This window comes from Pantoea endophytica (assembly GCF_002858935.1).
Lineage (GTDB): Bacteria > Pseudomonadota > Gammaproteobacteria > Enterobacterales > Enterobacteriaceae > Pantoea > Pantoea leporis.
The window spans coordinates 314,122-326,896 of sequence record NZ_PJRT01000005.1; the positions used below are offsets into that span (position 1 = coordinate 314,122).

Consider the following 12,775-nt stretch of genomic DNA (forward strand, 5'->3'; position numbering starts at 1 on the left):
ATCGCGGCCTCTACTACTCGGAAACCCTAACCAAATTTGACGCGACCGCATTGATTCAGTCTATATCGGGTGACAAAAGGATCTTTAATAACCCCACACCCATAAAAAAAGCGGCCCTAAGGCCGCCAAAACCCTCAACTGCAGTGAACATTGAGGAAGGAGGATAATAAACGGGTTAGCCTTTCACGCCACCAGCCGTCAGGCCGCTGACCAGCCAGCGTTGGGCTAGCAGGAACACCAGCGTAATCGGAATTGCAGAGAGCACCGCCGCTGCCGCAAAGTCGCCCCACAGATAGTTTTGCGGGTTCAAATATTGCTGCATGCCGACCGCCAGCGTGTAGCTATTCACATCGCGCAGCAGCAATGAAGCAACCGGCACTTCGGTGACAGCGGCGATAAATGCCAGAATAAACACCACCGCCAGAATCGGCACCGAAAGCGGCAGCAGCACCAGCCGGAATGCCTGCCACGGTGTGGCGCCATCCAGCGCGGCGGCTTCTTCCAGCGAACCGTCGATGGTTTCGAAATAGCCTTTAATGGTCCAGACGTGCAGGGCGATGCCGCCGAGATAGGCAAAAATCACGCCGCCATGCGTATTCAGGCCGATAAACGGCAAATATTGTCCCAGGCGATCAAACAGCGCATAGAGCGCCACCAGCGACAGCACGGCTGGAAACATCTGGAAAATCAGCATGCCTTTAAGCAGCGTGGCGCGCCCGGCAAAACGCATGCGCGCAAAGGCATACGCGCAGGTGGTAGAAAGCGCCACAATGCCAATCGCGCTGATGGCGGCGATTTTCACCGAGTTCCACAGCCAGAGCAGCACCGGGAAGGGCGGCGGCGTCACGCGGCCATCGGCGTGCTCCACGCTGAAACCTAACGCCAGCTGCCAGTGCTCCCAGGAAATCTGCTCCGGGATCAGCGAGCCGGTGGCGAAGTTACCGGCGCGCAGTGAGATAGCGAAGACCATCAGCAGCGGAAACAGAATTCCCGCAATAAACGTCAGCAGCAGCAGATGCGTCATCAACAGACGCAGCTTTTGCGATTTGGGTTGCACCATAGCCATAACGCCTCCTTAATCGAATTTCATCCGCACGGCTTTGAGATTGATCACCGCCAGCGCGCCCACCAGCAGGAAGATCAGCGTGGCAATCGCCGCCGCCAGACCAAAGTCCTGACCGCCGCCGCCTTCAAACGCAATGCGCCAGGTGTAATTGACCAGCAAATCGGTGTAACCCGCTGGCGTGGTGGTGCCGATACGATCCGGTCCGCCGTTGGTCAGCAGCTGCACCAGCACAAAGTTATTGAAGTTAAAGGCAAAGCTGGCGATCATCAGCGGCATCAGCGGCTTCAACAGCAGCGGCAGGGTAATCAGGAAGAAGTTCTGCAGCGGCCCGGCGCCGTCCATCGCCGAGGCTTCGTAGAGATCGTCCGGAATCGCTTTCAGCAGCCCCATGCAGAGAATCATCATGTAGGGATAGCCGAGCCAGGTATTGACGATCACCAGCATGGTGCGCGCCAGCGTCGGATCGCTGAACCACGCGGGCTGGAAGCCAAACAGCGCTTTGAGCATCACGTTGATTTCACCGAAGCTCTGGTTGAATAAGCCTTTGAAGATCAATATCGAGATAAACGCCGGCACGGCGTAGGGCAAAATCAGCATCACGCGATACACCGCTTTGCCTTTCAGCGCTTCCCACTGCACTAAGCAAGCCAGCACCATGCCGACCGCCACGGTGAGAATCACCGTCACGAACGAAAACAGCAGCGTCCAGCCAAAGATCGCCAGAAACGGTTTTTGAATCCCCTCATCGGTAAACACACGAATGAAATTCTTCCAGCCGGTATTCACCGTAAAGCCCGGACTCAGCGCTTCGCCGCTCGTGTTCTGATAGAAACCGCTTTCACGATTGGCCTGATAAAGCGCGCCGCTTTGCTGATTTTTCAGGTCGCCGTTGGCTTGCAGTACATACAACGGGCGCGTGCCGGAGAACTGACGCAGCGAGCTCATCACCACCAAACGACCATCCGGCAGTTCGGCCTGAATCTGGTTCAGCGCCTGGCGGTTGGTGGTGACGATGCGCAGCGTGGCGCGTTCGCCCGGCGGTGGCGGGGCGCTGGTCAGTTTCAGCTTTTGTGCTCCGCCAAAGGCAAATGCAGGCGAGACGAAGGTTTGCCCGTTGGCGGCTTCGGTCAGCACCAGCTGCCAGCGATCACCCGCCGGGATCAGCGAGAAGTTCAGCGCCGACCCATCCTGATACTGACGGCTCAGCAACACCTGTTGCGCACGTTCCAGCGTCAGCTGGTTGGTGCTGCTGTAGTTGGTAAAGGCAATCGCCACGGTACAGGCGAGCGGAAACAGTACGAACAGCGCCATGCCGGCGAGTCCGGGATAGACATAGCGCCAGGCGTAAGCGCGACGATTGGCATAAATCCAGATGCCGACGGCGCTGATAATCAGCGTCACCAGCGCAAACAGATATTCACCTTTTGCATACATCAGCACGAGCAGATAGCCGACCAGCAGACAGCAGATACCGAGAAAAAGAGCCTTCAGCACGGCGCTGAACCGTGCTGTTTTCGGTTTTCCTGACATGATGCGGTTTTCCTTAACAGCCAGTAACGAGCCGGATTGCGCCGGCTCTGGTAGAGAGGATTACTTGTTGAGTCGTGCCTGCGCATCTTTCAGCGCCGCATCGACGCTTTGACGTCCGCTCAACGCATTCAGCGTGGCGGTGCGCATCGCGTACCAGAAGGCGGCCATCTGCGGAATGTTTGGCATGATGTCGCCGTTGCGCGCGTTGGTCATGGTGGCGGCAATGCGCTCATCTTTTTCCAGCGTCTGCTGGAACGATTTCAGCGCCACCGCGCCGAGCGGTTTGTCTTTGTTGACCGCATCAAGACCGGCGTCGGTCAGCAGGTAATTTTCCAGGAACTCTTTGGCCAGCTCTTTATTCGGGCTGGCGGCATTGATGCCGGCACTCAGCACGCCGACGAAGGTTTTGGAGTTTTTGCCATGCAGCGTGGGCAGCAGCGTGACGCCGTAGTTGATTTTGCTCTTATCGATGTTGCTCCACGCCCACGGCCCGTTAATGGTCATGGCGGTTTGCCCCTTGTTAAAGGCGGCTTCAGCGATGGAGTAATCAGTATCGGCATTCAGCGTTTTGGCCTTCACCTGATCAACAAGGAAGCTCATGCCCGCTTTTGCCCCTGCGTTATCCACGCCGGTATCTTTCACGTCGTAACGGCCATCGTTGAGCTTAAAGGCATAAGCGCCGCCCGCCGCCAGCAGCGGCCAGGTGAAGTACGGCTCCTGCAGGTTAAACATCATGGCGCTCTTGCCCTGCGCGCGCATTTTCTTATCAATGGCGGCGATCTCTTCCCAGCTTTTTGGCGGCTCAGGCAGCAGATCTTTGTTGTAGATCAGGGATAAGGATTCAACCGAAATTGGATAACCGATCAGCTTGCCGTTGAAGCGCACCGCATCCCAGGTGAAGGGGAAGATTTTCTCCTGGAAGCGCGCGTCCGGGGAGATCTCCGCTAACAAGCCTGACTGCGCATAACCGCCGAAACGATCGTGCGCCCAGAAGATGATGTCCGGGCCGTCGCCGGTGGCGGCCACCTGCGGATACTTCTCTTCCATTTTGTCCGGATGCTCAACCGTCACCTTGATGCCGGTCTCCTGCTCAAACTTTTTACCCACTTCAGCCAGGCCGTTGTAGCCCTTGTCGCCGTTGATCCAGATGACCAGCTTTCCCTCTTCAATCTTTGCAACGGCAGAAGCTGAAAACAGCACGGCCGTCAGGGCGGAAAGGGCAAAAATGCGTGCACCGGTTTTCATTGTCATAACTCCATCCTGTTAGCGGAAACGGAAATCGTTTTACCTGCTACATTGTGAGTATCTGCCGCCGCTTCTCATCCTCCCCGGCTCTACGCCTGCTTATCACCTGATGTGATCTGCGTTGCAAAACCACCCGGTTATCACGGGCTAGCGCACACAATCGTCGCTCTGCTCTGCGTCATAGCTCACAAAAATGGTTGCCTGCCGCGTTTTATCAGACAGGTCTGCAAGATCTCCTCCTCCCGTCTCCTCCCCCACGCTGACGCCATGCGGTGGAGGATGTCGGCGGTTATCTCCTTGCCCATAGTGGTCGCCGGGGTCTGTCCGCCGACTTGCGGACAAGGAATAGCAAGCTGAGAGGAAAGCATCATGTCGAGCGTTACGTTGCGCAGTGTCTCCAAGGTGTGGGGCGAAACCGAGGTGTCGAAAAACATCAGCCTTGAGATCGCCGAAGGCGAGTTCGTGGTTTTTGTCGGACCTTCAGGCTGCGGCAAATCGACGCTGCTGCGCATGATTGCCGGTCTGGAAACCATCACCAGCGGCGACCTGTTTATAGGCGACAAACGCATGAATGAGGTGCCGCCCGCCGAGCGCGGCATCGGCATGGTGTTTCAGTCCTACGCGCTGTATCCCCACCTTTCGGTGGCTGAGAACATGTCGTTCGGCCTGAAGCTGGCCGGCACGCGCAAAGCGGAGATTCAGCAGCGGGTCAATCAGGTGGCGGAAGTGCTGCAGCTGGCGCATCTGCTGGATCGCCGTCCGAAAGCGTTGTCGGGTGGTCAGCGTCAGCGCGTGGCGATTGGCCGAACGCTGGTGGCGGAACCGCGGGTGTTTTTACTCGATGAGCCGCTCTCCAACCTTGACGCGGCGCTGCGCGTGCAGATGCGCATCGAGATCTCACGCCTGCATAAGCGTTTGAAGCGCACCATGATTTACGTCACCCACGATCAGACCGAAGCGATGACGCTGGCCGATAAGATCGTGGTGCTGGATGGCGGCCACGTTGCCCAGGTCGGCAAGCCGCTCGAGCTGTATCACTATCCCGCCAATCGTTTCGTCGCCGGTTTTATTGGCTCACCGCGCATGAATTTCTTACCGGTAAAAGTCACCGCCACCGCCATCGATCAGGTTCAGGTGCGTTTACCCAATACCCAGCTGGTGTGGCTGCCGGTCGACAGCGCCGGTGTGCAGGTGGGCAGCAACATGTCGTTAGGCATTCGTCCCGAACATCTGCTCTCCAGCGATATCGCTGACGTCACCCTCGAAGGCGAGGTGACGGTGGTGGAGCAGCTGGGACACGAAACGCAAATTCACATCCAGATTCCCGCCATTCGTCAAAGCCTGGTTTATCGCCAGGAGGACGTCGTGCTGGTAGAAGAGGGCGCCCTGATGGGCATCGGCCTGCCGCCAGAGCGTTGCCATCTTTTCCGTGAAGATGGCAGCGCCTGTCGCCGGCTACATCAGGAACCCGGTGTTTAGCCCTGCAAAACAATAAAAGCAATGACCTCAGGAGATAGAAAATGTTAACTCTGCGCAAACTCCCTATCGCGGTTGCTATCGCGGCAGGCACGCTCGCTGCCCCGTCGATGGCAGTCGATTTTACCGGCTATGCCCGCTCCGGCATCGGCTGGACCGGCAGCGGCGGGGAACAGCAATGTTTTCAGGCCACCGGCGCTCAAAGTAAATACCGTCTGGGCAACGAATGTGAAACCTACGCTGAGCTGAAGCTGGGCCAGGAAGTGTGGAAAGAGGGCGATAAGAGCTTCTATTTCGATACCAACGTCGCCTATTCGGTTTCTCAGCAGAATGACTGGGAAGCGACCTCGCCCGCGTTCCGCGAAGCCAACGTCAAGGGCAAAAACCTGATCGAATCGCTGCCGGGTTCCACCATCTGGGCCGGTAAGCGTTTCTACCAGCGTCATGACGTGCATATGATCGACTTCTACTACTGGGATATTTCCGGTCCCGGTGCCGGTCTGGAAGATGTCGATCTCGGCTTCGGCAAACTCTCCTTTGCCGCCACGCGCTCCTCCGAAGCGGGCGGCTCTTACACCTTCTCCAGCGATCAGATCCGTGATTACGCCACCAGCACCGCCAACGACGTGTTTGATGTGCGCCTGGCAGGTTTTGAAACCAACCCGAACGGCGTGCTGGAGCTGGGCGTCGATTATGGCCGCGCCAACGCGCGTGACGGTTATCGCCTGGAAGATAACGCCTCCAAAGATGGCTGGATGTTCACCGCCGAACACACGCAGAGCATGCTGAAGGGCTACAACAAATTCGTGCTGCAGTACGCCACCGATGCGTTGACTTCACAGGGCAAAGGGTTGCCGCAGGGCACCAACATCAACAACAGCGGCAGCATGTATCGCGTACTCGATCACGGTGCAATTAGCCTCGCCGATCGCTGGGATCTGATGTACGTCGCCATGTACCAGAACACCGATCTCGATAACAACCGTGGTACCGAGTGGTACACCGTGGGCGTGCGCCCCATGTACAAATGGACGCCAATCATGAGCACGCTACTTGAAGTGGGCTACGACAACGTGAAGTCGCAGCAGGTGAACGAGCGCAACGGCCAGTACAAAGTGACGCTGGCGCAACAGTGGCAGGCGGGCGACAGCATCTGGTCGCGTCCGGCACTGCGTCTGTTCGCAACCTACGCCAAGTGGGATGAGAAGTGGGGTTACAGCAAAGACAGCTCAGGTGATTTAACCTCCTTTGCTTCTAACGACAGCAGCGGCAACGGCATTCTGACCAACAGCCGTGGCAACGACGATGAGGTGACATTCGGGGCGCAGATGGAGATTTGGTGGTAATGCTCCCGCATGTGGCTTAACTGAGACGATCTCTTTTCGGCGCGGCGCGCCATTGCCTGGTTCGCGCCGCCGCCTGACAGTTTTTGAGGTTATACAATGAGAATGAAAAAAACGGTTTTTGCGCTCTGCCTGAGCGCCGCGCTGCTGGCCGGCCAAAGTTTACCGGCGCTCGCGGATGTCAATCTGGTGCCACAGGATCTCTCTGCCGCGCCCACATTCCCCGCCGCCAGCCTGCAAACGCTGAGCTGGCTGCCGGTCGATACTTCCCGCACGCAGGTCACCACGCTGAGCGGGAGCCACAGCAACCTGAATGCAGCGGGCGTGACGGGTTCGGTGGCGGCCTACAGCTTGCCAGCCAATATCGGTGAACTCACCATTACGCTGAGCAGTGAAGTGAAACAAAATCAGGTGTTCGCACCGAATGTGCTGGTGCTGGATGAGAACATGCGTCCGGCGGCCTGGTTCCCGGCGCGCTTTTTCACCTACCAGCAGCCGGGCGTGATGGCGGCGGATCGGCTGGAAGGCGTGATGAAACTGACGCCTGCGCTGGGTCAACAAAAGATTTATCTGCTGGTATTCACCACCGATAAGGATTTAACCGAAACCACCACGTTATTGGATCCGGCGAAAGCCTACGCACGCGGTACTGGCAATGCGGTGCCGGATATTCCCGATCCGATTGCGCAGCACAGCCGCGATGGCACCCTGAAACTGAAAGTGAAAACCAGTTCAGGTTCATCCATTTTGGTTGGACCACTGTTTGGGTCATCGAGTCCTGCGCCGGTAACGGTGGGCAATACGCAGCCGGTTGCGCCGGCGACTTATCGTGCTGCCCCGGTTTCGGATGCAAAACCTAAACCGATCATGACGGATACCGAAGGTTACTTTAATCAGAACATCCGCGAGGCGGTTGAGAAGGGCAATATCGATAAGGCGTTGAAGCTGCTGGACGAGGCCGAGCGTTTAGGCTCCACGTCGGCCAGACAGGTGTTTATCAGCAGTGTTAAAGGCAAGGGGTAATCCGCCCCGGCAGTGCTGATTTGTCCCATCTGGTGCGCTTCGGCGCACCTTTTTTTCAGGAGTGGGCACTGGCGTATCTGCTTCGTCACGGGCCGTCCTCGCGCCGCTAGCGCGGTGCCTTCAGCTTTCACGTCGTGCCGACGGACCATTCGGGGATCGGCCTTCCTGGCCGGCCCCGAACTGCCTCACGCATCCATGCGTGAGTCTCCTGGCTCAACGTAAAAGCCTCAGCGCTGCGGATAGCCCTTATGCCGAAGCAGATACGCCAGTGCTGCTAGCAATGTGCCCATTTAACAGCAGGCACTCGAGCTCATTGGCAGGCCGGGGTCACTTTCGGGCAGGCGATCCGCAGCGCTGAACGAAGCGAGGAAGCCAGGAGAGCCCGCAGGACGCGGGCGAAAGGCGGAGCCGGGACAGGGAAGTCCCGTCTCCGCCGGTCCGTCAGGCTGACGAGTGAAGTGAAGGTACCGCGCATGCGGCGCGAAGGCTGCCGGACCGAAAGTGACCCCGGCCTGCAACTATGCAAGGCAACCAATAGCGACTAAGCATTACGCCTCCGTTGATCGATATCCGCCAACAACGCATTGATCTGCGGGTCAGCAAACATCGCCTCCAGCGAAGCGCTGAGTTTGCGGCGCCAGTTGGGATATTGGCGGGTGGTGCCGGGAATATTCACCGGGGAAGCCATATCCAGCCACTCTTCGGGTTGCAGGCCGAGCAGCGCGCTATTGCTGTCGGCCAGATAACGCTGCATCGCCGCACTTAACGCGCGATCCATCACCTGCGGTTCGGCCTGTTCGGGCAAGCAATTGCTGCGTTGCAGGCTCCTAATCAGGGCGCGGCGCGCGGCTAAGCGTGACTTATTCAGCCCGGCAAGAATTTGCTTATCAGGATAAAGCCCCAACTCGCTGCCCAGCCGTAAATCGTCGCTTTGCCACCAGCCGCGCAGTGTCGGCATATCGTGGGTAGTAGCGACCGCCATCGCCTGACGTGGCCAGTGGTCGGGGGCGCGAAAGGCCACTTTGGACGTCTGCTCAAAATAGAGCACTTTGTAGGAGTAAACGCCCGCCTGGTAAAGCTTGCCGATGATCTTCTCCGGCACCGTACCCAAATCCTCACCAATCACCATGCAGTGATGACGCTGACTCTCCAGCGCCAGAATCGCCAGCAGATCGTCGATGGGATAATGCACATACGCGCCTTCGGCCGCGCTTTCGCCCTGCGGGATCCACCACAGTCGCAGCAGCGCCATCACGTGATCGATGCGCAGCGCGCCGCAGTCGTGCATGTTGGCGCGCAGCAGATCAATCCATGGCTGGTAGGCGCGCGCCTGCATAATCTGCGGATCCATAGGCGGCAATCCCCAGTTCTGGCCCAGCGGGCCGAGGATATCCGGCGGCGCGCCGACGCTGGCCTGCAAGCAGTAAAGCTCGCGATCGCTCCAGGTTTCCGCGCCGCCCTGCGCCACGCCCACCGCCAAATCGCGGTATAAGCCAATCGGCATCGCCTGCTGCTGGCACACCGCCCAGCAATCAGCAAACTGGCGCGCGGCCAGCCATTGCAGCCACAGATAAAAGCGCACTTCATAGGTGTGTTCGATGCGGAATGCCCGCACCGCTGCGCTGTCTGGCGACTGCAACGCCGCAGGCCAGGTTGTCCAGTCGTAGCGCTGAGGGGCTTCGGCGATCTGCGCAGCGTGCAGCGCATCAAACACGCCCTGATGCAGCAGACTTTCACCGCCTTGCTGCATAAAACATTCAAAGGCGACAACCAGGCCATCATCCGCACCGCGCTGCCTGAACTGCTGCCAGGCGAGACGCAGCGCCTCCAGCTTGAGGTGAGTAACCGCTGAGTAATCGACCCACTCAGCGTCCCGCGCCGCCTGTAACGCCTGCTGCGTGCTGGTCGCCTGCCACCAGCGTTGCGCTTCTTCACTCAGCGTAAAATCCTCAACGGCGGCGACATCGATATACAGCATATTGAGCCAGCGCCGCGACGAAGGGCTGTACGGACTGGCGCTTTCCGGCGTTGCCGGGAACAGCGCATGCAGTGGATTCAAGCCAATGCAGGCACCACCGCGCTGCGCAACCTCAACCAGCATCTGCTTTAAGTCGCTGAAATCGCCGATTCCCCAGTTGGACGCCGACCGCAAGGTATACAGCTGAATGCAGGCGCCCCACAGCGATTGCCCTTGCTGGATGGCTGGCGGCTCGTAACAGCGCACGGGCGCGACAATAATCCGGCAGTGAAATGCCTGTTGCTGGACGCTAAAGCTGAGCTGGTGATAACCCAAAGGCAGCGCAGGCAAAGCGATCGGCCGGTTGGCGATTGCGCGACCTTGCCAGCGTTCGCCCTGTTCCGCGATCAGCTGCCATTCGCCTGTTATGCCGGGCGCAGGCAGCACAATCTCCGCCTGTTCTCCCTGAACGATCAATACCGGCGGCAGCGGCGAAGCGTGCGGTTGCGCGGGATGCATCGCCGCCAGCAAACGCTGGCGGGTAACGGCAGAAACCGATTGCAGCTGGCCGTGCGCGTCGATGTATTCGCTGGCGATTTCGGCGGTTGGCGTCATGGTGCTGTTCATCGCGCGGCCTGCCAGATGCGTTGCTGATAGTCGCGGATGGCGCGATCGGCGCTGAACATGCCGCAGCGCGCGGTGTTGAGAATCGCGGCGCGCGTCCAGCCATGCTGATCGGCCCACAAGGTTTCTGCCTGCGCCTGCGCGTTGAGGTAGTGACGAAAATCGGCCAGCACCAGATAAGGATCGCCGCCTTTGGCGCTCAGGCTGTGCAGCAGCGGCTCGAACGCGGTGACGTCGCCGTCGCTAAAGGTGCCGTCTTCTAACGCTTTCAATACCCGATCCAGCTGCGCATCTTTTTTGCGCCACGCGTCAGGCGAGTAACCTTCTGCTTGCAACGCGCTGACCTGATCAACGGTATGACCAAAGATAAAGATATTGTCGCGCCCAACCTGCTCAGCGATCTCCACATTGGCGCCATCCAGCGTGCCGATGGTTAAGGCGCCGTTCAGCGCCAGCTTCATGTTGCCGGTGCCGGATGCCTCTTTGCCAGCGGTAGAAATCTGCTCGGAGAGATCCGCCGCCGGGATCAGCCGCTCGGCAACCGTAACGTTGTAATCAGGCACAAACACCACTTTCAGGCGATCGCCAATGCGCGGATCGTTGTTGATGGTGGCCGCCACTTTGTTAATCGCATAGATGATGTTTTTGGCCAGCACATAACCCGGCGCGGCCTTGGCACCAAACAGCACCACGCGCGGCGTCAGGTTGGCCTGCGGATCGCTCACCAGCGTTTGCCACAGCGCGATAATGTGCAGTAGCGCCAGATGCTGACGCTTGTACTCGTGCAGGCGCTTGATCTGTACATCAAACATCGCCTCAGGATTCACCTGGATGCCGGTGCGTTCTGCAATCCAATGCGTCAGCGCAACCTTGTTCTGCTGCTTGATGGCGCGATACTGCGCCTGGAATGCGGCGTGATCGGCGTAGGTTTCTAACGCTTTCAGCTGATCGAGATCGGTGAGCCACGGCTGATCGAGGGTTTGGCTGATCAACGCCGCCAGCGCCGGATTGCACTGATTAATCCAGCGGCGCGGTGTGATGCCGTTGGTGACGTTATGGAATTTCTCCGGCCACAGCGCGTGATATTCCGGGAACAGATCTTTCACCACCAACTGCGAGTGCAGCGCCGCCACACCGTTCACCGCAAAGCCGCTGGTGACGCAGAGATTGGCCATGCGCAGCTGGTTATTGTGAACCAGCGCCAGTTTCGCCCAAGTCACTTCGTCGCCCGGCCAGCGCGCTTCCACCTGCTTCTTCAACTGAGCATTTAGTTGGGTAACGATCAGCATGTGGCGCGGCAGCAGGGCGCGCACCATGCGCACATCCCAGCACTCCAGCGCTTCAGGCATCAAGGTGTGATTGGTATAGGCAAAGGTGTGCTGGGTAATATGCCACGCCTCGTCCCAGCTCAGCGCGTGTTCATCCAACAGCAGGCGCATCAGCTCGGGGATCGCCAGCGTGGGATGGGTATCGTTGAGCTGAATCACTTCATGATCCGGCAAGCTGGCAATGCTACGGCCGGCGCGCTGATGACGGCGCAGAATATCCGCCAGCGAGCAAGCGCACTGGAAATACTGCTGCATCAGGCGCAGCTTTTTGCCGTTGTCGTGATTGTCGTTGGGGTAGAGCACTTTAGTGAGTTTTTCAGCTTCAATGCCCGGCTGCTCGGCGCGCAGAAAATCCCCGTTATTGAAGCGCTGCAAATTAAACGGCTGCGCATGTTTCGCCTGCCACAAGCGCAGCGGCTGAGTGACGCCATTCTGATAACCGACCACCGGCAGATCCCAGGCTTCGCCGAGAATTTGCACCGCCGGCTCCCAGCGCGCAACGCCATTGTGCGTGATGACTTTGCCGCCGAGATGCACCGGCACAGTTAACGCCGCGTTATGGTTAAACCACGGATAGCTGTCGCGCTGCCAGTCATCCGGCATCTCCTGTTGCGCACCATCAACAAAGTGCTGGCGGAACAGACCGTACTGATAACTGAGTCCGTAGCCGGTGGCGGGTTGTCCCACGGTTGCCATCGAATCGAGAAAACAGGCGGCGAGCCGGCCCAAACCGCCGTTGCCCAGCGCCGGATCGGTTTCACACGCTTCCACGTCGCTCAGCGTGATATTCCACTCGGCCAGCGCCTCGTTCACCTCGTCATACCAGCCAAGGTTGAGCAGATTGTTGCCGGTGAGACGACCAATCAAAAACTCCATCGAAATGTAGTTAACGTGACGCTGCGGCGTGGCCGCTGGTGGCGCAGGCATCTCCGCCAGCATGTCGGCCAGTGCGCCACTCAGCGCCTGCCACCATTGGTTTGGCGTCATCTCTTGCGCATCGTGCAGACCAAAACGTTGCCATTGTCGGGTTAGCGCGTGTTTAAAACGGGTACGGTCAAATTTCATAATCAGTCCTGTCAGGGCGGAGGTGAGTGTGCTTCATTCTGCGCGTCAGCCATGACGCGCTCCTCCTCCTGCACCAAATTCAGCGGGGAGGATGAGCGGGGAGGAGAGGCTGAGGGAA

The 12,775-nt window shown here is 58.6% G+C and carries 8 protein-coding genes; 3 read left to right on the top strand and 5 right to left on the bottom strand.

Going from position 1 to position 12,775, the window contains the following annotated elements:
- Positions 1-175 precede the first annotated feature (175 nt).
- From malG to malE, 3 genes are read right to left on the bottom strand one after another with little or no spacing between them, the layout of a single operon-like run.
- Positions 176-1,066 (bottom strand): maltose ABC transporter permease MalG, encoded by an 891-nt coding sequence (gene malG / locus PZBJ_RS03905; RefSeq protein ID WP_101761284.1) that lies wholly within the window; start codon positions 1,064-1,066, stop codon positions 176-178.
- Positions 1,067-1,075: 9 nt separating this feature from the next.
- A complete protein-coding gene (malF, locus tag PZBJ_RS03910) occupies positions 1,076-2,596 on the bottom strand; it encodes a maltose ABC transporter permease MalF (protein ID WP_101761285.1) in 1,521 nt (506 codons plus the stop codon).
- Between the two features lie 60 nt (positions 2,597-2,656).
- Positions 2,657-3,847 (bottom strand): maltose/maltodextrin ABC transporter substrate-binding protein MalE, encoded by a 1,191-nt coding sequence (malE, locus tag PZBJ_RS03915; protein ID WP_167391173.1) that lies wholly within the window; start codon positions 3,845-3,847, stop codon positions 2,657-2,659.
- A gap of 363 nt (positions 3,848-4,210) precedes the next feature.
- On the opposite strand from malE, the gene malK reads away from it, so the two are divergent.
- The 3 genes from malK to malM all read left to right on the top strand — a co-directional run bounded on the left by malK (position 4,211) and on the right by malM (position 7,683).
- On the top strand, positions 4,211-5,320 hold the full coding sequence (malK, locus tag PZBJ_RS03920) for a maltose/maltodextrin ABC transporter ATP-binding protein MalK (RefSeq protein WP_101761287.1): 1,110 nt from the start codon (positions 4,211-4,213) through the stop codon (positions 5,318-5,320).
- A 41-nt stretch (positions 5,321-5,361) separates the two neighbouring features.
- Entirely contained in the window at positions 5,362-6,663 is a 1,302-nt protein-coding gene (locus PZBJ_RS03925) for a maltoporin (protein WP_101761288.1), read from the top strand.
- A gap of 96 nt (positions 6,664-6,759) precedes the next feature.
- Positions 6,760-7,683, top strand: a complete 924-nt coding sequence (gene malM, locus PZBJ_RS03930; protein ID WP_101761289.1) for a maltose operon protein MalM — start codon at positions 6,760-6,762, stop codon at positions 7,681-7,683.
- A gap of 541 nt (positions 7,684-8,224) precedes the next feature.
- Here malM and malQ read toward each other — a convergent pair.
- Both malQ and malP read right to left on the bottom strand, forming a co-directional pair.
- Positions 8,225-10,267: a 4-alpha-glucanotransferase gene (gene malQ / locus PZBJ_RS03940; RefSeq protein WP_101761290.1), complete on the bottom strand. Its 2,043-nt coding sequence runs from the start codon at positions 10,265-10,267 to the stop codon at positions 8,225-8,227.
- Positions 10,264-12,657, bottom strand: a complete 2,394-nt coding sequence (gene malP / locus PZBJ_RS03945) for a maltodextrin phosphorylase (RefSeq protein ID WP_101761291.1) — start codon at positions 12,655-12,657, stop codon at positions 10,264-10,266. The genes malQ and malP overlap by 4 nt, the downstream gene beginning before the upstream one ends.
- Between the last annotated feature and the right edge of the window lie 118 nt (positions 12,658-12,775).